The following is a 21,560-nucleotide window of genomic DNA, read 5'->3' as shown; positions in this document are numbered from 1 at the left end:
TTGTGTTGACGGCCGGTGACGTGTTGTCAAGGCGGGAAAGCGTGCCTTGACAACACGTCGCCGGCCGCAAGGAGGCTTCGGATCGGGGTGCGGGGGCGGGTCTGGGTGCAGGTTGGGTTGCGTGGGTGGGCGGCGGTTGCGGGGGTGGACGGGGCCTGGGTGCAGGGTTCGCTGGGTGGCGGTGGGGAGGGTGGGCGCGGCTCGGGTGGCTCTTGACTCGGCGTAAACAGTGGCGTTTTCTTGATCCGACGGGAGGTGCCATGGGTGACGCGCTCAAGAAGGCCATGGTGGGAATCGGGCTGATGGCCGGCAGTGCCAACGTGATCATGCAGCTCGGGTGGGCCCCGGTGGGGTACGGGGTGATGGAGAGTGGCGTCGAGAGCGGGAATCTGTTCCGGCACCCGGTCAAACGCGCGCGCACCACGGGGACTTACCTGGCGGTGGCGACGTTCGGGACGGACGAGGAGCGCGAGGCGTACCGCGAGGCGGTCAACGGGTCTCACCGGTACGTGAAGTCCACAAAGGACAGCGCCGTCGAGTACAACGCCTTCGATCCCGAGTTGCAGCTGTGGGTTGCCGCGTGTCTGTACAAGGGGCTGGAGGACGTCCACGTGGCATTCTTCGGTGGCGCCGCGCCCGAGGAGTTGTACGCGGAGGCCGCGGTGCTCGGCACGACGTTGCAGGTGCGGCCGGAGATGTGGCCCGAGGACCGCGAGGCGTTCGCGAAGTACTGGGCCGAGCGGCAACAGCGCGTCACCATCGATGACCGCACCCGCGCGTACCTCGGGGACCTCGTCGACCTGCGGTTCCTGCCGTGGCCGTTCGCGCTGGTGTTCGGGCGGTTCCACCGGTTCGTGACGACCGGGTTCCTGCCCGCGTGTTTCCGCGAGCACATGCGGCTGTCGTGGACCGAACGCGATCAGCGCACATTCGAACGTCTCATGCGCGGTATCGGACACGTCGTGCGGCGCCTCCCGCGCAGCGTGCAGCGGTTCCCCTACAACGCGTACCTGCGCGACCTCCGCAAGCGCCGCCGCGAGGGCCGTCCGCTCGTGTGAAGCGGTTGACCGGCGCCCGCGTGGTGGGCGAAGGTAGGGCGATGAGCAGCGACGACGAACGCGAGGGTGTCAAACTGACCAATCTCGACCAGCCGCTGTTCGCCGACGCCGGCGCGACCAAACGCGATCTGCTCGACTACCTCGACGGCATCTCGGAGCGGCTGCTGCCGGTGCTGCACGACCGGCCGCTGTCGGTCGTGCGCGTGCTGCGCGGGCAGGACGCGTTCATGCAGAAGAACCTGCCGAAGTACACGCCCGAGTGGGTGCCGCGCGTGAAGCTGTGGGCCGAGAGTTCGAAGCGGGAAGTTTCCTACGCGTTGTGCAACGATCGCCCCACGCTTCTGTGGTTCGGCAACCAGCGCGCGATCGAATACCACCCCACGTTGACGCTTTTCGAACACACCCAGGGCCCGACCCACCTGATCATGGACCTGGACCCGCCCGAGGGCGCGAAGTTCGGACTGGCCGTCGCGGGTGCGCGCCTGGTCCGCCAAGCCCTCACCGACGCAGGGCTGGCCGGCGCGTTGAAAACCAGCGGTTCCAAAGGCGTCCACGTCTTCGTGCCCCTCAAACCCGGCCAGGCCCACGAAGACGTCGCCGCCGCCACCCGCGCGATCGCCGCCCGCGCCGAACGCCTCGACCCGGAGCTCGCCACCACCGCGTTCATCCGCGAAGACCGCCACGGCAAGGTGTTCCTCGACTCCACCCGCGCCGGCGGCGCCACCGTGGTCGCCGCCTACAGCCCGCGCGTGCGGCCCGGTCTGACCGTGTCGTTCCCGATCCCGTGGGCCGCGGCCGACGACGTGACCCCGCGCGACTTCACCGTCCACACGGCACTCGACAGCCTCGGCGACACCGACCCGTGGGCGACGGAAATGCCTGCACCGCAGGCACTTCCGGACGACCTCGTCGCCGAAGGCCACACCATCCCTATCGCCCGCGTCGCCGCGATGCACGAGGGCAAACGGCGAGCCAAAGCCCGCCGAGAAGCCGACAGCTGAGGCAGCCAGGCAGCTAAGCCAGCTAAGGCAGAGCCAGCAAATCCTCGTGCTCCACAACCACCGCGTCGAGCGCCCGGCGATACCCCGACAAATCCAACGACGGGTTCTCCTCCGCCGCCGCGGAAACCCAGCCCGAGAACCACGTCTCCATCAACGCCGCATCCCCGGCCTCCAGCCGCCACGGCGTCACCACCCGCCGCACCGTGAACCCGCGCGCAGCGAACTCGGCCGCCGCGAACGCCACCGCCTCCGGCCCCAGCCGGTCCTCCCGGCGCTGGTGCGCGTTGAACGCCGCACCCACCGCCTCGTCGCGCGGGTCCGCCGGAGTGAGCGCGACCCGCCCGACCACCGACAACGTCAGCAACGCGGGCACCCGCGCTCCCGCACAAGCGTCGACCAACCGCCGGATCTCCTCGGCCGTGAACAGGTCCAGCAACGCCGACGCGGTCACCAACGAAGTGCCCGAGAGATCCGCCGCCGTCAGCCGTGTGACATCTCGAACCTCGCCTGTCGCATTCTGAACAGCCGCGACAGCCAGCCGCACCAGCTCCGGATCCTGGTCGTGCAAGATCCACCGCTGCGGCTGCGGCAACCGGTCCGTGAGCCAGCGGCTCATGGAACCGGTGCCACAGCCCAGATCACGGACCACGACCGGAGCGGCCAACGCGAGCGAGTCCACAAGGGACGCAGCACGCGCGACGGAATCAGCGCCTTCCCGCAGCCGCAACCATTCCGGCGCGTAGCCGGACGGATCCACCTCGGTCAAAGCGAACGCTCGTACCCGGCCGAAGCGACGTGCGACTCGTGCAGCGTCACCGAAATCCCCGAAAGCCCGTGTGCGCCTTCGCCGAGCTCCCCGGCGTGCACGGCGTCGGCCAGCCGGTCGGCGATCACCTTCGCCAGGTACTCCGTGGAAGTGTTGATGCCCTCGAACGCCGGGTCGTCGTCGAGGTTGCGGTAGTTGAGGTCGGCCAGCACGGACCCCAGCTTCTGCGTCGCGAGGCCGATGTCGACCACGATGTTGTCGGCGTCGAGGTCGGTCCGGCGGAACGTGGCGTCGACGACGAACGTGGCGCCGTGCAGCTTCTGCGCCGGGCCGAACACCTCGCCGCGGAAGCTGTGGGCGACCATGATGTGGTCGCGGACGGTGACGCTGAACAAAGTTTTCTCCTTAGGAATCACAAGAACTTACGGATAAACGATCCGGTGCGCGAGCCCCGGCAGGTCCCCGCCGGCCAGGCGGGAGATCAGGTCCGGCAGATCTTCGAACGCGGTCTCGTCGGTCACGAGCACGTCGAACGACGGATCGGCCAGCAACCGCAGCGCCGTGGCCATGCGGTCACCGTAGGTGCGCCGCGCGGAGCGAGCGGGGGAGACCGTGCCCACCTGGCTGCTGCGGATCGTCAGCCGCCGCGAGTGGAAGTTCTCGCCCAGCGGCACGCTCACGCGCCGGTCGCCGTACCAGCTCAGGTCCACCACCGTCGCCTCGCGGCCCAGCAGCTCCAGCGACCGCGCGAGCCCGCCGTCGGTCGCGCTGGCGTGCACCACGAGGTCGAGATCGCCCTCGGCGTCCTCCGGCCGCACGTAGCGGATGCCGAACGCCGCCGCGACCTTCTCCCGAGCCGGATCGGTGTCCACGAGCTGGACGTCCACTCCGGGAAAGCGGGAAAGCAGCCCCGCGACGCTGCTGCCGACCATCCCGGCCCCCACCACGGCGATCCGGTCGCCGACCAGCGGCGCGGCGTCCCACAGCGCGTTCACGGCCGTCTCCACGGTGCCCGCGAGGATGGCCCGCGCGGCCGGCACGTCGTCCGGCACCACCGTGACCGCCGAGGCCGGCACCACGAACTCGGTCTGGTGTGGGAACAGACTGAACACCGTTTGCCCCACCAGCTCATCCGGCCCGGCTTCGACGCGCCCGACGTTCAGATAGCCATACTTCACCGGGAACGGGAAGTCGCCCTCCTGGAACGGCGCGCGCATCACCTCGCGCTGGTTCTCGGGCACGCCACCGCGCAGTACCAAACTTTCGGTACCGCGGCTCATGCCGGAAAACAGGGTCCTGACCAGCACTTCGTCCGGTCCCGGCGCCGGAATCTCCGCCGCCCGGATCTCACCGGTTCCGGCGGATTTGAACCAGAAGGCCTGTCCCGTACGTGTCATGGTGGTCCTCCTCTGCCGCGAGATCGAGGCGATATGGCTGTCACCACCACTACACGATCACGTTCCACCGTGGGTTCACTCGTTCGGCAGCAGGCCGCGGGTGCCGGAGCCCAGGTGGCGCTGCTGGGCGTGCTCGCCCTGACCGTCGGCCTCGGTGCCGCCGGCTGGGCCGCGGGCCTGGCGTACACCGTCGGCCTGTGGGCCCTGCTCGCGGGCGCCGCGCGCAAAGCCGGAGCCCGGTCACTGGGCCCCGCCGACCACGTCACGCTCACGCGCGCCATCCTCATCGGCGGCGTCACGGCGCTGGTCGTAGACCACCTGAACGGGGGAGTGCCGCTCGCGGTGCTCGTGCCGCTGGCGTCCCTCGCACTGGCGCTGGACGCCGTCGACGGGCAGGTCGCGCGCCGCACTGGCACGTCCTCGGCGCTCGGCGCGCGGTTCGACATGGAGTCCGACGCGTTCCTCATCCTGGTGCTCAGCGTGCTGGCCGCGGAGACGTTCGGCTACTGGGTCCTCGCCATCGGCCTGATGCGTTACGCGTTCGTCGCGGCGTCCTGGACCCTGCCGTGGCTCAACGGCGCGCTGCCGCCCAGCCGGGCGCGCAAGGTCGTCGCCGCGCTGCAGGGTGTGCTGCTGGTGGCCGCAGGCTCGGGCCTGCTGCCGCACCCGGCGGGCCTGGCCGTCACGATGGCCGCCCTGGTCTCACTCGTGTGGTCCTTCGGCCGCGACGTCCTGTGGCTGCACAGCGCGCACCGCGCCCACCGCGCCGCCGCTCGCCCGGCACCCCGAGTCGCCCACGCGACGTGCGTCGTCCGGCCCCGCTCGACCCTGCGTCGCCGGCGCCACCTGGCGACCCGCAACCCGTAGCCGAAGAGACGGGGATCACGCGCCCGGGTTGCCCGGTTTTCCCTCGTGCCAGGGCCTTGCGGGTACCCACCTCAGGGGCAGGTCCGGGGTGGCCCCTCGTGTCAGCGTTGATCACGAACGATCCCCGAGCACACTCACATTCCGGTCACCGATGGCCCGCGGCTCGTCGAGCTCGGCGCCGAGATGGACCCGACGTGGTTCCGCATGCCCGACCCGTTCGTCTCCCTCGGCGCGGTGGCCGCGGTGACGGAGCGGCTCAAGCTCATCCTCGCCGTGACGCTGCTGGTGCAGCGCGAACCGATCGTCTTCGCGAAGGAAGCCGCGACGCTCGACGAGCTGTCCGGCAGCCGCCTGATCGTCGGCGTCGGCGCGGGCAACGTGCTCGACGAGCTGCAGAACCACGGCGTCGCCCCGGCCGAGCGCGGCAAGGTCCTCGACGAGCGCATCGACGCCGTGAAGGCGATGTGGACGCAGGAAAAGGCCGAGTACCACGGTGAATACGTCGACTTCGACCCGATCTACAGCTGGCCCAAGCCCGTGCAACGGCCGCACCCGCCGATCTACATCGGCGGCTGGAGCAACGCGGCCGCGCGCCGCACCGTCGAGCGCGGCGACGGCTGGCTCGCGCCGCCCCTGCCCGTCGACGCCATGCGCGCCTACACCGAAGACCTGCGCGAACGCGCGGGCCGCCCGGTGCCCGTCACCGTCACCTACACCCCGACCGACGCCGGCGTGATCCACGCCTACGAGGACCTCGGCGTCGAGCGCGTCGCCCTGATCCTGCCCACGCTCTCGCGCGACGAGTCGCTGGCGGAGCTGGACAAGCTGGCCGAGTTCGTCTCGAAGTACTGAAGGGACAGCCCATGACCACCGTGCAGCTGCGCACGCGGATGACCGCCGATCCGGCCGTGGTGTGGGAGCGGATCGCGGACTTCCACAACGTCCACACCTGGTTCCCTGCCACCGAGTTCAGCGAACCGGCACCGGGTCTCATCGACACGCGCCGCGTGACCACCGAAACCGGTGCCGTCGCGTTCGAAGAGCTCATGGAGTCCTCCGCCGACACGCGCACGCTGCGCTGGCGCGTGCTCGGCGACAACGGGCCGATCCGCGACTACGTCGGCACGTTCGTCGTCCGCGCCGCCCCCGACGGTGGCGCCGTCCTGGAGTACACCGGCACCTTCACCGCTCCCGACGCCGTGCGCCCGTACGTCGAGGCGACTTTCCAAGCGGCGCTGGACAACCTCGCGTCACTGCTCCGCTGACGCGAGCTTCGCCGCGATCCGCTCGACGTCGCCGGTGCGGCCGTGCGCCTGGAACAGCTCGCGCGCCCGGGCCCACTCGTCGCGGGCGGCGGCCAGGTCGCCGAGAGCGGCGTGGGTGTCGCCGAGGTTGGCGAGGATCACGGGCTCGTCGTAGGCGTCCTCGGTGTCGCGGGCGAGCGCGAGGGCGGCGGTGTAGTGCGCCAGCGCCTCCTCGCGCTCGCCCATCGCCGAGGCGATGTACCCCAGGCTGTCGAGCGTCACGGTCTCCGCGCGGTGGTGGTTGTGCTTGCGGCACAGCACGAGCGCCTGTTCGCAGTGCTCGCGGGCTTCGGCGAGGAACCCGAGCTGCGCGGAGTACCAGCCGAGGGTGTTCAACGCGTCGGCCTGGCGCAGGCCGTTGTCGGTGGCGCGGTAGTGCTTCAGCGCGACGGCGGTGTGGTGCAGGGCGCCGTCGAAGTCGCCGCTCTGCCCGAGCGCCCAGCCGAGCGCGCGGGCGGCGTCGGCGGCCAGATCCGCTTGCTGTGCAAGGGAAAGCGCTTCACGCAGGTGTCGGAGGGCGAGGTCGTGGGATCCGGTGCGCGTGTAGGCGGTGCCGAGGTACATCGCCGCGATGGCCTGCGGTTCGGGGTCGTCGAGGACGCGGGCGGCCGCGAGCCCGGCCTGCCACGCCGTGAGGTCTTCGACGAGCTGGCCGTGGATCACCTGGTAACCGCTGACGCTCCACGCGAGCCGCCACACGTCCTCGTGCGCGCCACGCCGCACCGCGGAATCCAGCGTCGCGCGGAGGCTGTGCTGTTCGTCGTCGAACCAGCGCGTCGCGGCGCGGCGGTCGGCCAGCGGGGGCGCGCTCGCCGCCGGGAGGTCGATCGACTGGCGTTCCGGCCGCAGCAACCGGTTCGCGACGCCGGCCGTGTGCAACAAGAAGTCGGTGAAGCGCCGCAGTGCTTCGGCGCGCTCCATCGGGGCGACGAGCTCATCCGCGTACAGCCGCAGCAGGTCGTGCATCCGGTAGCGGCCGGGCAGGTGCTCCTGCAGCAGGTGCGCGTCGACGAGGCGGCGCAGCAGCGCCCGGGGCCGCTCGAGACCGGCCAGCGCGCCCGCGCCCGCGAGGCTCACGTCCGGTCCCGGCACCGCGCCGAGCAGCCGGAACACGCGCTGGGCGCCCGCGTCGAGGGCTTCGTAGGACCACGAGAACACCGCGCGGACGTTCGTGGCCAGGTCGCCGGCGTCCAGCGCGTCGAGCCGCGCCGAGGCGTCCGCGAGCTCGCGCGCCAGCACCTCCAGGCGGAAGCGCGGGTTCGCCCCGGCCCGGCTCGCGACAACGCTGATCGCCAGCGGCAGGCCGCCGCACCAGCGCACGAGGTCGTTGACGGCCGCGGGCTCCGCGGCCACGCGCTGGTCGCCGAGGCGGCGCGTGAGCAGCTCGCGCGCCTCACGTTCGGCCAGCTCGCCCAGGTCGAGCAGCTGCGCGCCGCGCACGCCGAGGCCGCCGAGCCGGTGCCGGCTGGTGATCATCACGGTGCACGTCTCGCTGCCCGGCAGCAGCGGTTCGACCTGCGCCGCGTCGCGCGCGTTGTCCAGCAGCACGAGCAGGCGCCGGCCCGCGACGAGGCTGCGGTACAGCGCGAAGCCGCCTTCGGGGTCGGCGGGCACGGCCGCGGGCGCGACGCCGAACGCGTCGAGGAAGTGGCGCACCACGGCCTCGGGGCGCAGCGGCGAACCGGCCGGGTCGAAGCCGCGGAGGTTCACGTACAGCTGGCCATCGGGGAACCGTGCGACGTTGCGGTGCGCCCACCGCAGGGCGAGCGACGTCTTGCCGATGCCGCCGGCGCCGCCGATCGCGGAGATCGCGACCGTACCCGAGCCGCCGGCCATCGCGGCGTCGAGTTCGCCCAGCTCCGCGTCGCGCCCGACGAACCACCGCGGTGGCGCGGGCAGCTGACGCGGCACGGGCGTCTCGCGCGGCGGGCTGAGCTCCGGGTCGGTGGTGAGGATGCGCTGGTGCAGCTCGCGCAGCGCGGGTCCGGGGTCGGCGCCGAACTCGTCGGCGAGCCGGCGGCGGATCCGGTCGTACTCCTCGAGCGCGCCCGCCTGCCGCCCGGCGCGGTAGCGGGCGAGCATCAGCTGGCCGGCGATGCGCTCGTCGAGCGGGAAAGCCGCGGCGCGCTGGGCCGTGTCGGCGAGCACGGCGTTGTGCTCGCCGAGTTGCAGCGCGAGGTCCGTGCGATCGAGCTGCGCGGACAAGCGTTCGGCGGCGAGCTTGTCGCGCACCGCGTCGGCCCACGGGGTGTCGAGGCCGGCGAAGGCGTCGTCGCGCCACAGGGCGAGGGCCTCGTCGAACAGCTCCGGCTCCCGTTGCGCGCGCGCCTGCGCGACGAGTGCACGGAACCGCAGCACGTCGACGCTCCCGGGCGGCGTGGTCAGCACGTAACCGCTCGGGCCGTGCTTGATCGCGACGCCCTCGGCCGTGGCGAGCGTGCGGCGCAGCCGGGAGAGGTAGCTGGCGAGCAGCCGGTGCGCGCGGTACGGCGGCTCGTCCGCCCACACGCGTTCGACGAGCCGTTCCGTGGACACGGGCCGGTTGGCGTCGGCGAGCAGCGCGGCCAGCACCCAGCGCTGCCGCGCGTGCCCGAGGTCGACGGGCTCGCCGGCGACGTGCGCCTCCACGGGGCCGAGCAAGCCGAACCGGACCTTGGTCATGGCCCATGCTTACCGCAACCGGGCCGGGGTGTGCGACCGGGAATCCGGCGTGACCTGCGAGTTCCCGATTCCTCAAAAAACTTTCGAACTCGCGTGAACCGAACACGACCCCGGCCCCGTGTCACGGGCAAGAGCGGCTCCGGACGGTCCAGGAGCCCCGGTCGAACCCCCCTGGAGTTCCCCCATGTTTCGCAAGCACGCCCTGTTTTTCGCTGCCTTCGTGACGGCGGGCGCGGCCCTGCTGTCGGCCTGCGGCGGCCAGAATGACGGCACCCCGAGCGCGGCCCCGGCCGGCGCCGCGGTGAACGCCGGGGACGCCGGTGGCCTCGACCTGCTGAGCGGCACCGCCCGAAGCAACAACGCCGCTCGTGACACCGGCGACCTCGCCCCGGCCAGCGCGCCCGCGGACGTGCGCACCAAGTGGGTGTCGCTGCGAGCCGGCAAGGCGGGCAACCTGAACCCGGTCGTGATCAACGGCGCCGGGATGACGATCTACCGCTTCGACAACGACTCCCCGAAGCCGCCGAAGTCCACTTGCAACGCCGACTGCGAGAAGAAGTGGCCGCCGGTCAAGGTCACCAAGGGCACCAAGGTCTTCATCGCCGGCATCAAGAAGTCCGCGATCGGTGTCGTGAAGCGCGACGACGGCTCGCTGCAGCTGACGATCGGCAACTGGCCCGCGTACACGTTCTCCGGCGACAAGAACCCGGGCGACACCAACGGTGAAGGCGTCGGCGGCACCTGGTTCGGCATGAGCCCCACCGGTGGCAAGGTGCTCGACGGTTCGGGCTCCGGCACCACGACCCCGCCCTCGGACGACCCGACCCCGTCCGGCGACTCGAAGGCTGCCACCAGCACGATCCTGTTCGACGACGCGTTCTTCAGCGACAACGGCGCTTCGCAGGGCCTGTCCTTCGGTTCCGGTGACAACGCCTGCCAGAATCTGGCCCGCCCCGGCGTCACGTCTTCGCTGACCACCGACGGCACGCTCAAGCTGTGGACCGGCCCGAACTGCACCGGCAAGTCGACGGTCGTCGACAGCGACGTGAAGGACCTCTCCACGATCGGCTTCGACGACGCTATCCAGTCTGTCCACTTCGGCGCCTGATCTACTTCGAGCCGGTGCGGCCCCCTCGGTCGCACCGGCTCTTTTCCTTGGAGGAGCTATGACTTCGCGGTTCACGTGGGTGGCGACGCTGGTCGCGGGCGCCGTGCTGCTGGCCGGGTGCACCACGGCCGTCCAGGGCAGCGCGGGCGTCGACCGGCCCGACCCGGCCAAGGTCGCCGGCCTCGCCATCACCGACGGTCCGAGCGGCCCTAAGGCCGGCGTCGCGGACACCGACCTGCCCGTCGCCAACACCGACGGCGGCGCGATCGACAAGCTCGCCACCAACGCCGTCGCCGACGTGCAGCAGTACTGGACCGAGCAGCTGCCGGAGAACTTCGGCAAGGACTACAAGCCCGTCGGCCAGCTCATTTCCTACGACTCGCGCGGCCAGGGCCTTAACCTCTGCGGCTCCAGCACCGCCGGCCTCGTGAACGCGTTCTACTGCCCCTCCGGCGACCTGGTCGCGTGGGACCGCGGCGAGCTCCTGCCCATGCTGAACGACTCCTTCGGCCCGATGTCCGTGGTCGCCGTCCTGGCGCACGAACTGGGCCACGCCGTCCAGACGCGCCTGGGCCTGAGCCCCAACACCCCGTCGATCGTGAAGGAACAGCAGGCCGACTGCTACGCGGGCACCTTCTTCCGCTGGGTCGCGGAAGGCAATTCGCCGCACTTCCAGGTGTCGACCGGCACGGGCCTCAACCAAATCATGGCGACGCTCTTCTTCATCCGCGATTCCGCCGGCTCCAGCTTCGACACCGCCGGCGCCCACGGCAGCGCGTTCGACCGCGTGTCCGCCTTCCAGTTCGGCTTCACCGACGGCCCGAAGCGCTGCGCCGCCATCGACAACGCCGAGGTCGTGAGCCGCACCAGCCAGCTGCCGTTCTCCTCCAAGGACCTCGACACGGGCGACGGCAAGGGCAACCTGGACGTCGTCGACCCGGCGAACCTGCAGGACCTGGAGTCCACCCTGCGCGCAGCTTTCCCCAAGGGCGCCCCCAAGCTCACCTCCGACCCCGAGCCCTGCTCGGACGCTAGCGTGACCAGCCCCGCCGCGTACTGCCCGTCGACCGACACCGTGTCCGTCGACCTGAACTCCCTGCGCCGCGTCGGCACCCCACCGGCACGCGGCACCTCCGACGGCTTCGGCGACTTCGCCGCGTTCGCCGAGGTGGCCTCCCGGTACGCGTTGGCGGTCGAAAAGGCCTACGGCCTGCGCTTGGACACGGCTTCGACGGGCCAGCTCACCGCCTGCCTGACGGGCATGTGGGCGGGAACGTTGACGCCGGACAAGAAGGCTTCGCTGGAGCTTTCGCCGGGTGACCTGGACGAGGCCATCGCGGAGCTGTTGTCGCCGAAGAGTGTCATCGCTTCCGACCCTTCCGGTACGACGGTGCCCTCCGGGTTTGCCCGGGTGGAGGCCTTCCGTGACGGGTTCACTTCGCCGACTGTTGCCACGTGCACCAGTAAGTACGGCGGCTGAGTTCTTCTTCTCGCGGCCCTCTCTCGCCGGGTTTTCGGCGGGGGAGGGCCATTTTTATCGGTGCACGGATCCCGCCAACTCCACGGATCACGCCGAAGTTCGTTACCGGGCAATGGTTTCCGCCCGCTCCATGGTTCGACCATTCGGCAGCCCTTTCGACGGCTGCCCACGCTGAACCAAGGGAGTGCCATGGGCAAGACCGTCCTCGTCACCGGCGCGGGCTTCGGCTTCGGCGCGCTGATCGTGCGCGCGCTCGCCGACGCCGGCCACACCGTCTACGCGGGCATCCGCGACCTCGCCGGCCGCAACGCCCCCGCGGCAGCCGCGCTGGCGACCTACGCGTCCTCCCGGTCGGTGGCCCTGTCCGCAGTGGAACTCGACGTCCGCTCACAGGATTCGGTGGACAGCGCCGTCGCCTCGATCCCCGAGCCGCTGGACGTCGTCGTCCACAACGCCGCCCACCTCGCCATGGGCCCGGTCGAAGCCTTCACCCCGGATGACATCGCGGAGGTCATGAACACCAACGTCTCCGGCCCCCAACGCGTCAACCGTGCCGTGCTGCCGCAGTTCCGCGAGCGCCGCCACGGCCTGGTGGTGTGGATCGACTCCTCCAGCACCAAGGGCGGCACCCCGCCCTACCTCGCGCCCTACCTCGCGCCATACTTCGCGGCCAAAGCGGCCATGGACGCGTTCGCCGTCTCCTACGCCGCCGAGCTCGCCCGCTTCGACATCGAGACCACGATCGTCGTCCCCGGCGTCTTCGCCCAAGGTGGCCATGCACATCCGAATCGCCATCGTCGCCTTGGCAGCAGCCGTCCTCGCGACCGGTTGTTCCGCGAGCACGCCGCCCTGGAGAACGGCACCTTCAGCAGCTTCTACCACCAGGAAATGCGCTGACAAGTCAGGCGGCCTGCTGCGCTCGGGCCCTGGACATCCGCGTGTAGCGCACGGTGAAGGCGACCGGGACGAAAAAGCCGAGCACCTTGATCACGATCAACGCGACGGTGGCGTGCGGCGCGTAGTGCAGCAGCAACCCGCCGGCCAGTGCGGAAGCCGTGAAGCTCGCCGCCCACACCGTGGTGATGACGACGTTGATCCGGCGAAACAGCGGGTGGTCCCACACCTCGCGCGGGGCCATCGTGCGGGCGATGCCGAGTGTGAACGGCCGGCGGATCAGGACGGACCCCCACGCCGTGAGAGCCAGCCAGGCGTCGGACAGCGTGCCGACGTAGGTGCAGCGGCGAAGTCGGGTCGGCGAACGAGTAGGCCGACAGCAGAGCGAAGAACCCCGTGGCGCTCAGCTCGATGATCAAGGTGTCCCAGGCCTTGCCACGGAGACGTTCGAGCAGCAACAGGCCGCCGGCGAGCAGCAGCCCGACGAGGCCGGAGTACCGCCAGTCGGCCTGCGTCGACACGATCGCGAAACCGATCCACGGGACGAAGCTTTTGAGGTAGTTCAGGGCGCACATCCTTCGACGTTCCACTTATGACATGTCATAGCTAAAACGTTCTGACTAGACATGTCAAGAGTGGAGGGTAGACTGAGGTCATGAGTCTCCGACACGCTGCGCTCGGGTTGCTGGCCGATCAATCCGGCAGTGGCTATGACCTGCTGAAACGCTTCCAGACGGCGATGGCCAACGTGTGGTCGGCGACCCAGAGCCAGCTGTACGGCGAGCTCGCGAAGCTCGAGAAGACGGGGCTGATCAAGGTCACCGACGAGGGGCCGCGGGGTCGCAAGGAATACGAGATCACCGAGACCGGTCGTGCGGAGTTGAGGGACTGGCTGCTGTCGCCGCTCGCCGCGCCGCCGCGCAGTGAGATGTTGCTGCGCGTGTACTTCCTCGGCTCGCTCGACCCGGCCCAGGCGCGGGGTTACCTCGAGCAGGTCGGCGAGACGGCGGCGCGGCGCGGCGAGCACCTCGCGGCTCTGGAGACGTCGATCGACTGGGACGAGGACGATCCGTCCGTCTATGGCCGCCTCGCGCTCGAGTTCGGGAAGCGGTACTCCACGATGCAGCGCGAATGGGCCGAATGGGCTGCGGGCGAAGTCAAAGGCGCCTTGAAGGAGTAGGGCCGGCCCACTCTGCGGAGGACAAAGGTTGCTCAGGCCCGCGATGAGCCGTAGAGCCTCTTCGACTCGTTCTGCTGCCCGAGCTTGCGCAGGGCGCTGAACAATGCGTCGCCCAGCACAGTGCCGACCACGGCACTCTCCACTATGGACTCGGGCGTGGTCAGGTTCCGCAGGGTCGCCAGGTCGAGCCGGGCCGCTTGGGCGAAGAACCGCGTGCTCGCCAATGGCACGACGAACGTGCTGGTGGCGGTGATCTACGTCGAGTACGCGCTGATTCTGGTCCAGGTCCTGCGCGGACGGCCCAGCCACTTCAACTTCTCCACGCCGGCCGACTCGATCATCTATTCCGTGATGGGTGTATCGGTCGGCGTCCTGTGGACCGGCGCGCTGATCCTGACGATCCTCGTCCTCCGCGCACCGATCGCCGACGTTGCCGTCCGCTGGTCGCTGCGGCTGGGCGTCTTGATCTCCCTGGCGGGCATCAGCCTGGGTGCGCTCATGGTCACCCCCACGGCGACGCAGGTGAAGTCCATGCAGAGCGGCGCTTTCGCCGGCATGATCGGTGCGCACAGCGTCGGCGTCGAAGACGGCGGCGCGACCATGCCCGTCACGGGCTGGAGTGCCATCGGTGGCGACCTCCGCATCCCGCACTTCGTCGGCATGCACGCGCTCCAGGCGTTGCCGATCGTCCTCGGTCTGCTGGTTCTTTTCGCACCGCGCGTGCCACGGCTGCGGTCCGCGGTCGTGCAGGCTCGCCTGGTCGTGGTCGCCGCGGCCGGCTACGCGGGCTTGGTCGGATTGGTGACCTGGCAAGCCGAACGCGGGCAGTCGATCATCCACCCCGACGTGCTCACGTTGGCGGCTTTGGGAGTGCTGGTCATCGGCGTCGTCGCGGGTGCCGCGGTGTCACTGGCGCGACCGGTGACCGTCCGAGAGGGAAGCGTCGAATACCGGCCGACGGCTCGGCTCTGACTCGGTGTCGTCGCGGGCGTTCAGGCGTCTTTCTCGCCGAAGGTGAAGCGGGACTGAAGGATCGGCCCCGGAATCGACGGGTCCGGGCCTCGCCCGTACCGCCTGGTGAAGGTGTCCACCGGTGAGGTCGTGAGGGTCCAGCCGGCAGCGCGCAGAGCAGCGGGCGTATCGGGACGAGGGTCAGGATCGAAGAGGCTGCCCAGGTGCGACCCCGTCTCCGAAGTGCTGGTGTCGAAGAGCGTGTGGTCCCGGAGGGAGTCCTGGCCGGGGAGGGTTTCCAGGCCGACGCGGCTGCCGGGGGCCGAGAGGGTGTCGAGGGTGTCGATGAGGGAGGTCTCGGCCGGTGCGGGGAGGTAGAGGAGGAGGCCTTCGGCGATCCAGGTGGTAGGCACGGAGGGGTTGAAGCCCGCGGACAGCAGGACAGTGGGCCAGTCGTCGGCCAAGTCGGCGGTGAGGAGGTGGTGGGACGCGGGCGTAAGAGCGCCCAGGGAGCCCAGGACCTTCGATTTGAAGGTGAGGACGTCGTGGCGGTCGATCTCGTAGCAGGTCGCCGAAGGGGGCAGATCAAGGCGCAGCGCGCGGGTGTCCAGGCCGGCGCCGAGGATGGCGATTTGCGGGGTGTGCGGTGCGGAGTCCGCCAGGAAGTCGTCGAAGGTGCGGGCGCGGACGGCGAAGAAGCGGCCCAGGTGGCCCCAGAAGGGGTCCGCGTCGCCGAGGGGGACGTCCTCGATGCGGGTGGGCAGGGCGACGGGGGAGTTGGCCGAGCGGACGAAGTGCTCGGCGTACTCGTCGCGCAGCAGGCTGTGCGGGTGGTGGGTTTCGATGGCGCGCGCGGCGGCGACCATGAGGGCGGTGGAGCTGACGCCCGCCGCGAGATCTGAGTCCGACACCTGCTGGGCACCTTTCGGCCGTCGAGTCGGCGCTCACGGTACCGGCAAGCCCGCCCGAAACGGATGCCTCCATCGGGGTGATCGAAACCCGCGTCCTGCCTGGCGGGACAGGGAAAGTCAGCGGCCGTCGACGAGGGCGGCGGCGTCGGGGACCTGCTTGCCGGCGAAGGCGGGGCGGGCGCCGTACGGGTCGGCGTCTGTCCACAGTGTCGTGGGGGCTTCCTTGCGCACCACGGGGATCACCTCGGCGGCGAAGCGTTCCAGCATTTCGAGCTGCTGTTCGTGCGGGAGCATCGTGGGCAGGCTGAACGACTGGAGGTCGTGGCCGAAGCCGGCGTGGAAGTACAGGATCTTTTCGATGATCTGTTGCGGGCTGCCGACGAGCACGGGACCTTCGGCGATGGCGTGGTCGATGTCGCGGAAGACCATTTCGTTGCCGGGCGTGTGGTTGCCCGGCTTGTTGAAGAACTCGACCATCTTCTCGTACACCGGGCCGAAGTGCTCGCGAGCGTCCTGTGTGGAATCGGCCAGGTACAGGAAGCCCGCCCCGGCGCCGACGAAGGCGTAGCGGGGGTCGTGGCCGTGACGGTCGTACTCGGCGCGGTAGTGGTCGATGAGGATCTTGTAGTTGTCGCGCGGCTGGATGGCGTTGGCGCTGAAAAGCGGGTCGCCCCACTTCGCGGCGAGTTCGGCGGACGTCAGGGTGGTCGCGGAGCCGTGCCAGACGCGGGGTGCGCCGGCGTACGGGCGGGGCAGGGTGGTCACGCCGTCGAGCGCGCCGCGGAACTTTCCTTCCCACGTCACGTTTTCCTCGCGCCACAGCCGGCGCAGCAGCTCATACTTCTCCGCCAGCTGGTCCCACTGCTGCCCGGGCTCGACGCCGAACATCGGCAGCTTTCGGGCCTCGTTGCCCTTGCCGATCACGATCTCGACGCGGCCGCGCGAGAGCTGGTCGATCGTGGCGAAGTCCTCGGCGATGCGCACCGGGTCCGAAATGGACAGCACGGTGACGCCGGTCTGGATCCGGACGCGGCTCGTGGTCGCGGCGATCGCGCCCAGCAGCACGGTCACGCCGGCGGACAGGAACGGGCCCGCGTGCCGCTCGCCGAGCGCCACCGCGTCGAAGCCGATCTGCTCGGCGCGCTGCGCGGTGTTCAACGCCTGCGCGTACCGATCAGACGTGCTGACGATTCGCCCGGTGACCGGGTTCTGCAGGTGCGGCAGGATGTCGAGCAGCTGGAATCGCACGGACGTCTCCAAGCGTGGGCCGTTGAACGTTCAGCCAAAACGCTACGCCGCTCGACTTGAACCTTCAAGCAATCTCAAAACCGCACCGGACCCGGTCCAGTAGTCCGTCGAGGGTGTCCAGGTCGGTCTCGGAGAACGCGGAGAACGCGGCGCGCAAGTTGCGCGCGTGGACGGTCGCGGCCTGGTCGAGCACCTTGCGCCCCGCGTCGGTGATACCGGCGTAGGCGACGCGGCGGTCGGTCGGGCACGGGCGGCGCTCGACGTAGCCGGCCGCCTCGATGCGGTCGATCAGCCGCGTGATGCCGCCTGTGGTGAGTGCCACTTCGCCGGCGAGCGCGCTCATCGTCAGCTGCCCGCCGTCGGAGCGGGCGAGCCGGATCAGCACCTCGAACCACGTGTGCTGCAGCCCGGTCTCGGCCTGCATGGCGGGCCCGAGCCGGCGTTCCAGCTGGCTGCTGGCCTCGACCAGCCTGCCGAACGTCGTGATCAGGCGGTCGTCGATCGGGTCCATGTCCCGAGTGTACGCGGAGAAGGTTGACGCGTCAGCTATTGCACTGGAAGGCATCTTGTGGTTACCGTGTCAGTATCTGAACAGTCAGATATTGAAGGAGCAGGTAATCATGCGGATCGCCATCATCGGAGCCGGCAACGTCGGCTCGGCTCTCAGCAAGGCCGCCGTCGACGCCGGGCACGCGGTGACCCTGACCGCGACCAGTCCGGAGAAGGCCGCCAAGGTCGCCGCCGAGACGGGCGCGCGGGCCGCGGCGAGCAACCTCGACGCGGTGGCCGACGCCGACGTCGTGGTGCTGGCCGTGCCGGGCAGCGCCGTCGGTGCCGTCGCCCAGGAAATCGCGCCCGCCGTGCGCGGCAAGGTCGTGGTCGACGCCACCAACCCGCTCAACGCGACGTTCACCGACCTCGACATCGAAGAGACCGCCGCCGTGCAGACGCTGCAGCGCTTGGTCAACGACGCTGCCGTGGTCAAGGCCTTCAACACGATCTTCGCCGGCCGACTCGGCACTCCCACCGAGAGCGGCCACCGGCTCGACGCCTTCTACGCCGGTGACGACACCGACGCCAAGAAGGTCGTCGCGGAGCTGCTCACCTCGCTGGGTTTCCGCCCGATCGACGCCGGCGGCCTGCGCATGGCCCGCGCGCTGGAGGAGATGGCGTTCCTCAACATCGCCCTCAACGCCGGCAACAACTGGCCCTGGCAGTCGGGCTGGGCGCTGCTCGGCCCGACCGTCTGAACGCCGACACTTCGATGAACGAGCCGGTCGTCGAAACCCCCGTCGTCGAAACCCCCGTCGTCGAAACCCGAGGTGCCGAAGGGCCGTTGGTCGTGCTGCTGCACGGCCGCGGCTCGCGCGAGAGCGAGATCATCGGGCTCGCCGACGCGTTGCCCAAGGGTTTCCGTTACGCAGCAGTGCGAGCACCGATCGCGGAAGGTGGCGGCTTCGCGTGGTTCGCCAACCGCGGCATCGGCCGCCCGACGCCGGAGTCGCTCCGGATCACCATGGACTGGTTCCTCGCCTGGCTCGACCGGCAACGCGGGCCCGTGCTGCTGATCGGGTTCAGCGGCGGGGCCGCGTTCGCGGGCGGCCTGGTCCTGGACGATCCGGACCGGTTCGCCGGCGCCGCCATCCTGTACGGCACTTTGCCGTTCGACGCGGGCGTGCCGACCGGCCCGGCGCGCCTGGCCGGCCTGCCCGTGTTCCTCGCGCACGGTGAGCACGACCAGGTCATTCCGCGCGACCTGCAGGACCGGACCTGGCGTTATCTCACGGCCGAGTCCGGAGCGCCCACCATCGCGCGGCGCGACCCGGTGGGTCACGGCTTCGCGCCCGACGCGCTGGCCTCCCTCGGCGGCTGGCTCGCCGAGCGCGCGGACTTTCTCGAGCGGCGCCGCGTGCCCGGGCCTCATCCGACGAGGTGGGACGGGCTCGAGGAGCTGCCACCGCGAACGGGAAAGCGGTCGGACGTCAGCGTCACCATCCCCCAGCAGCAGCTCACCGACAACGCCTCGGCCGAGCTGCAGGAAAAGCTGTTCGCCCGCATCGACGCGCTGCCCGGGGTGCACAGCACGCAGTCGGCCATCTCCGTGCCGGGCGCGCGCGGGTTCATGCTCGCCGACGGCCAGGCGGGGCCGGCGGACGCGTTCCTCGTGCCGCAGGCCGGCGAGTTCGCCCACCTGCACCCGCGCTCCGACGGTTCCCTGCACGTCGCCCTGCCGGTTTCCCTTGCCGCGGAAGCGATCGAACGTGGCTGGGCCGTCGCCCATCCGCTCGCCGGGATCCGGCTCACGCCGGGCATGGTCCTCGTCTACGGGCCCCGCGACGAGACCGAGCTGGACGTCGTCACCGCCATCGTCTCCACCAGCCATGCCTGGGCGACCGGGCGTGAACTCCCCTCTGTCAGCTGAAAGCGAGCAATCATGGATCGCCGTACCGCGCTCAAAGGCGGAGCCGCCGCCGCGTTCGGTGCTTTCGCCCTCACCGCCGTCGCGAGCGGCAACGTGGCCGAGGCCGCCGGACAGCCGCTGCTGCCGGACCCGGCCGCCCACCCCGTGCCGAACCCGCCTTATCCGCGCAACCTGACGCACGACGAGCGCAAGCACTTGGAGACGTTCGACGAGCTCGACTTCGACGTCTTCTCCCACGCCGACTGGAAGCGCCTCGACGAAAGCCACGCCCACACCATCCGCGTCCACTGGCCCGACGGGCACTACACCGACGGCATCGATCAGCACATCGCCGACCTCGCCGCGATGTTCGTCTGGGCGCCCGACACGCGTATCCACTCGCATCCCTTGCGCGTGGCCAAAAACGAGCTCACCGCCGTCACCGGCGTGATGCAGGGCACCTTCACCCGGCCGATGCCCGACGGCAAGGGCGGCTTCATCCAGCCGACCGGCCGGAAGTACGCGATCAACATGGCGACCGTCGGCATCTGGAACCGCCGCGGCACGATGGACGAGGAATTCCTGTTCTGGGACAACCAGACCTTCAACCAGCAGCTCGGCCTGGCCTGATCGGAGGACCAAGTGAAGCTCGACTTCAACGGCAGGACCGCGCTGGTCACCGGGTCGACGGCCGGGATCGGCGCGGCCACGGCCGCCGCGCTCGCCGCCGCCGGTGCCGACGTGGTGGTGAACGGCCGTAATGCCGACCGGGTCGACGAGGTCGCCAAACGCCTTGGCGTACGCGGGATCGCGGCCGACGTCGGCACGGCCGAGGGCGTGGCGACCCTCGTGGAACAGCTGCCCGACGTGGACGTGCTCGTGAACAACGCGGGCTATTTCGCGCCGGTGTCCGTGTTCGAGATCCCCGACGCGGACTGGCTGCGGATCTACGAGGTCAACGTGCTTTCGGGCGTGCGCCTGGCCCGGCACTACACACCGCGGATGGTCACGCGCGGGTGGGGCCGGGTGATCTTCGTCAGCAGTGAGTCGGCGATCCAGAATCCGACCGAGATGGTCCACTACGGCATGACGAAGACCGCGCAGCTGGCCATTTCCCGTGGCATGGCGCAGGAAGTGGCGGGCACGGGCGTCACCGTGAACAGTGTCCTGCCAGGACCGACGTTGACGGAAGGCGTGCGCGAGTTCGTGCAGGGCCTGTACCCGGACCTCGATTTCGCCGGTGCGGAGCGGCAGTTCATGACCCGCGAGCGGCCGACATCGCTGCTCGGCCGCCTGATCCGTCCCGAGGAGGTGGCGAACATGATCACCTACGTCGCCTCCGACCAGGCCGCGGCGACGACCGGTGGCGCGCTGCGGGTCGACGGTGGCGTGGTCACCGCCATCATCCCGTGACCGCGTGGGCCCGCCGGTCAGCGGCCGGCGGGCTCCACGACAGCGATCAGGTCCACTTCGACGGCGATGCCCTTGGGCAGCGCCTTCGCGCCGACGACCGAGCGGGGATGGCGCCCGGCGTCGCCGAAGACCTCGACCAGCAGGTCGGACGCACCGTTGAGGACCTGCGCCACGCCGGTGAAATCGTCGGCGCACGAGACGTAGCCGACGACCCTCGCGATGCCGCGCACCCGGTCGAGGCTGCCCAGCGTCTGACGCAGCTGTGCCAGCAAGTGCAGCATGCACTCACGCGCCGCTGCGTAGCCGTCTTCGGCCGTGAGGGTCTCGCCGACCCGGCCGAGCCAGCCCTCGGAGCCTTGCCCGGCCAGGTAGACGAGGGAGCCTTCCTGGTATGCGCCGACGTAGTTGCCCGCGACCGGCCGCAGCGCGGGCAGGGTCAGACCGGTGGCTCGCAACCGTTCTTCCGGCGTCGCACCAGGCACGCGGGCGCTCCTCTCGGGGGACATCCGGAACACGCTGGACATCCTCGGCACGCTAGAGGCCGCAACGGCGGAACACAGCCGAAGCGTCCGGCCTGACCGGACTCCTTTTTCCGCACCGCAAGCGCAATTCTCGCGTCCGGTACAGCCGGACACCGGATCGCCGATCCGGCCGGGGAGGCGTATTTTCCGCATCGGGTCGAACGGAGGCACGCCATGGTCGTCGCGTCGAAAGGGAACGCGTCCGTCGCGAAGGCGATGGTCGTGCTCAACGCGTTCAGCCCCGTTCAGCCGACACTCAGCGTGCGGCAGCTCGCCGAACGCACGCAGCTTCCGCGCAGCACCACGCACTCGTTGTGCCTGGCCCTGTGCCAGGCCGGGATGCTCGAACAGGTGCCGCGCCGCGGGTACCGGCTCGGGTCCGCGCTGGTCGGGCTCGGC

General features: G+C 70.2%; 24 protein-coding genes and 1 pseudogene. 15 read left to right on the top strand and 10 right to left on the bottom strand.

Annotated elements, in window-relative coordinates; translation table 11 throughout:
• Positions 1-260 precede the first annotated feature (260 nt).
• Both AB0M56_RS30890 and ligD read left to right on the top strand, forming a co-directional pair.
• Positions 261-1,058 (top strand): oxygenase MpaB family protein, encoded by a 798-nt coding sequence (locus AB0M56_RS30890; RefSeq protein WP_364182293.1) that lies wholly within the window; start codon positions 261-263, stop codon positions 1,056-1,058.
• Positions 1,059-1,099: 41 nt separating this feature from the next.
• Entirely contained in the window at positions 1,100-2,059 is a 960-nt protein-coding gene (gene ligD / locus AB0M56_RS30885; RefSeq protein WP_364182291.1) for a non-homologous end-joining DNA ligase, read from the top strand.
• 22 nt (positions 2,060-2,081) lie between these two features.
• Here the strand turns inward: ligD and AB0M56_RS30880 are convergent, their stop codons facing one another.
• The 3 genes from AB0M56_RS30880 to AB0M56_RS30870 are packed head-to-tail and all read right to left on the bottom strand — an operon-like array spanning position 2,082 to position 4,222.
• Positions 2,082-2,816, bottom strand: a complete 735-nt coding sequence (locus AB0M56_RS30880) for a class I SAM-dependent methyltransferase (RefSeq protein WP_364182315.1) — start codon at positions 2,814-2,816, stop codon at positions 2,082-2,084.
• A 5-nt stretch (positions 2,817-2,821) separates the two neighbouring features.
• Entirely contained in the window at positions 2,822-3,220 is a 399-nt protein-coding gene (locus AB0M56_RS30875; RefSeq protein WP_354874893.1) for a 6-carboxytetrahydropterin synthase, read from the bottom strand.
• A 27-nt stretch (positions 3,221-3,247) separates the two neighbouring features.
• Positions 3,248-4,222, bottom strand: a complete 975-nt coding sequence (locus tag AB0M56_RS30870; RefSeq protein ID WP_364182288.1) for a zinc-binding alcohol dehydrogenase — start codon at positions 4,220-4,222, stop codon at positions 3,248-3,250.
• Positions 4,223-4,291: 69 nt separating this feature from the next.
• Here AB0M56_RS30870 and AB0M56_RS30865 point away from each other — a divergent pair, with 69 nt between their 5' ends.
• From AB0M56_RS30865 to AB0M56_RS30855, 3 genes are all read left to right on the top strand, one after another.
• Positions 4,292-5,089, top strand: coding sequence for a CDP-alcohol phosphatidyltransferase family protein (locus AB0M56_RS30865; RefSeq protein ID WP_364182285.1), 798 nt, complete (start codon positions 4,292-4,294; stop codon positions 5,087-5,089).
• A gap of 120 nt (positions 5,090-5,209) precedes the next feature.
• Positions 5,210-5,941: an LLM class F420-dependent oxidoreductase gene (locus AB0M56_RS30860; protein WP_364182312.1), complete on the top strand. Its 732-nt coding sequence runs from the start codon at positions 5,210-5,212 to the stop codon at positions 5,939-5,941.
• 11 nt (positions 5,942-5,952) lie between these two features.
• Positions 5,953-6,354, top strand: a complete 402-nt coding sequence (locus AB0M56_RS30855) for an SRPBCC family protein (RefSeq protein ID WP_364182282.1) — start codon at positions 5,953-5,955, stop codon at positions 6,352-6,354.
• Here the strand turns inward: AB0M56_RS30855 and AB0M56_RS30850 are convergent.
• On the bottom strand, positions 6,340-9,054 hold the full coding sequence (locus AB0M56_RS30850) for a BTAD domain-containing putative transcriptional regulator (RefSeq protein ID WP_364182279.1): 2,715 nt from the start codon (positions 9,052-9,054) through the stop codon (positions 6,340-6,342). The two genes, AB0M56_RS30855 and AB0M56_RS30850, sit on opposite strands and share 15 nt — an antisense overlap.
• 184 nt (positions 9,055-9,238) lie before the next feature.
• Between AB0M56_RS30850 and AB0M56_RS30845 the strand changes: the two genes are divergently transcribed.
• The 3 genes from AB0M56_RS30845 (at position 9,239) to AB0M56_RS30835 (ending at position 12,539) form a co-directional block, all read left to right on the top strand.
• Complete coding sequence (locus AB0M56_RS30845) at positions 9,239-10,162, top strand: hypothetical protein (RefSeq protein ID WP_364182276.1); 924 nt, start codon at positions 9,239-9,241, stop codon at positions 10,160-10,162.
• 58 nt (positions 10,163-10,220) lie between these two features.
• Positions 10,221-11,642: a neutral zinc metallopeptidase gene (locus AB0M56_RS30840; RefSeq protein ID WP_364182273.1), complete on the top strand. Its 1,422-nt coding sequence runs from the start codon at positions 10,221-10,223 to the stop codon at positions 11,640-11,642.
• A 189-nt stretch (positions 11,643-11,831) separates the two neighbouring features.
• Entirely contained in the window at positions 11,832-12,539 is a 708-nt protein-coding gene (locus AB0M56_RS30835) for an SDR family NAD(P)-dependent oxidoreductase (RefSeq protein WP_364182271.1), read from the top strand.
• 4 nt (positions 12,540-12,543) lie between these two features.
• Here the strand turns inward: AB0M56_RS30835 and AB0M56_RS30830 are convergent, their stop codons facing one another.
• On the bottom strand, positions 12,544-12,780 hold the full coding sequence (locus AB0M56_RS30830) for a hypothetical protein (RefSeq protein WP_364182269.1): 237 nt from the start codon (positions 12,778-12,780) through the stop codon (positions 12,544-12,546).
• A gap of 411 nt (positions 12,781-13,191) precedes the next feature.
• Between AB0M56_RS30830 and AB0M56_RS30825 the strand changes: the two genes are divergently transcribed.
• On the top strand, positions 13,192-13,716 hold the full coding sequence (locus tag AB0M56_RS30825; protein ID WP_364182266.1) for a PadR family transcriptional regulator: 525 nt from the start codon (positions 13,192-13,194) through the stop codon (positions 13,714-13,716).
• A gap of 32 nt (positions 13,717-13,748) precedes the next feature.
• On the opposite strand, the gene AB0M56_RS30820 is transcribed toward AB0M56_RS30825, so the two are convergent.
• Positions 13,749-13,946 (bottom strand): hypothetical protein, encoded by a 198-nt coding sequence (locus AB0M56_RS30820; RefSeq protein WP_364182263.1) that lies wholly within the window; start codon positions 13,944-13,946, stop codon positions 13,749-13,751.
• On the opposite strand from AB0M56_RS30820, the gene AB0M56_RS30815 reads away from it, so the two are divergent.
• Positions 13,930-14,688 carry a hypothetical protein gene (locus tag AB0M56_RS30815; protein ID WP_364182260.1) on the top strand — a complete coding sequence of 253 codons (759 nt, stop codon included), beginning with the start codon at positions 13,930-13,932 and terminating at the stop codon, positions 14,686-14,688. The two genes, AB0M56_RS30820 and AB0M56_RS30815, sit on opposite strands and share 17 nt — an antisense overlap.
• A gap of 20 nt (positions 14,689-14,708) precedes the next feature.
• Here the strand turns inward: AB0M56_RS30815 and AB0M56_RS30810 are convergent, their stop codons facing one another.
• The 3 genes from AB0M56_RS30810 to AB0M56_RS30800 form a co-directional block, all read right to left on the bottom strand.
• A complete protein-coding gene (locus AB0M56_RS30810) occupies positions 14,709-15,578 on the bottom strand; it encodes an SAM-dependent methyltransferase (protein WP_364182257.1) in 870 nt (289 codons plus the stop codon).
• Between the two features lie 117 nt (positions 15,579-15,695).
• Positions 15,696-16,826, bottom strand: a complete 1,131-nt coding sequence (locus AB0M56_RS30805; RefSeq protein WP_364182254.1) for an LLM class flavin-dependent oxidoreductase — start codon at positions 16,824-16,826, stop codon at positions 15,696-15,698.
• Positions 16,827-16,890: 64 nt separating this feature from the next.
• Positions 16,891-17,337, bottom strand: coding sequence for a MarR family transcriptional regulator (locus AB0M56_RS30800; RefSeq protein ID WP_364182252.1), 447 nt, complete (start codon positions 17,335-17,337; stop codon positions 16,891-16,893).
• Positions 17,338-17,446: 109 nt separating this feature from the next.
• Between AB0M56_RS30800 and AB0M56_RS30795 the strand changes: the two genes are divergently transcribed.
• The 4 genes from AB0M56_RS30795 to AB0M56_RS30780 are packed head-to-tail and all read left to right on the top strand — an operon-like array spanning position 17,447 to position 20,640.
• The gene (locus AB0M56_RS30795; RefSeq protein ID WP_364182250.1) at positions 17,447-18,076 is read left to right on the top strand and encodes a prephenate dehydrogenase/arogenate dehydrogenase family protein; all 630 of its coding nucleotides are present in this window, start codon (positions 17,447-17,449) and stop codon (positions 18,074-18,076) included.
• A gap of 14 nt (positions 18,077-18,090) precedes the next feature.
• Positions 18,091-19,248, top strand: a complete 1,158-nt coding sequence (locus AB0M56_RS30790; protein WP_364182247.1) for a dienelactone hydrolase family protein — start codon at positions 18,091-18,093, stop codon at positions 19,246-19,248.
• A 12-nt stretch (positions 19,249-19,260) separates the two neighbouring features.
• On the top strand, positions 19,261-19,857 hold the full coding sequence (locus tag AB0M56_RS30785) for an ester cyclase (RefSeq protein ID WP_364182245.1): 597 nt from the start codon (positions 19,261-19,263) through the stop codon (positions 19,855-19,857).
• 12 nt (positions 19,858-19,869) lie between these two features.
• A complete protein-coding gene (locus AB0M56_RS30780) occupies positions 19,870-20,640 on the top strand; it encodes an SDR family oxidoreductase (RefSeq protein WP_364182243.1) in 771 nt (256 codons plus the stop codon).
• Positions 20,641-20,657: 17 nt separating this feature from the next.
• Here the strand turns inward: AB0M56_RS30780 and AB0M56_RS30775 are convergent, their stop codons facing one another.
• The gene (locus AB0M56_RS30775) at positions 20,658-21,164 is read right to left on the bottom strand and encodes a RidA family protein (protein ID WP_364182241.1); all 507 of its coding nucleotides are present in this window, start codon (positions 21,162-21,164) and stop codon (positions 20,658-20,660) included.
• A gap of 171 nt (positions 21,165-21,335) precedes the next feature.
• Between AB0M56_RS30775 and AB0M56_RS30770 the strand changes: the two are divergent.
• Positions 21,336-21,506, top strand: a pseudogene (locus AB0M56_RS30770) (helix-turn-helix domain-containing protein); the annotation flags it as partial.
• Positions 21,507-21,560 lie beyond the last annotated feature (54 nt).

Origin of the sequence: Amycolatopsis sp. NPDC051372 (genome assembly GCF_040682095.1) — a bacterium.
Lineage (GTDB): Bacteria > Actinomycetota > Actinomycetes > Mycobacteriales > Pseudonocardiaceae > Amycolatopsis.
The sequence above is the reverse complement of the archived record's forward strand: the minus strand, read 5'-3'. Positions and strand labels throughout refer to the sequence as shown.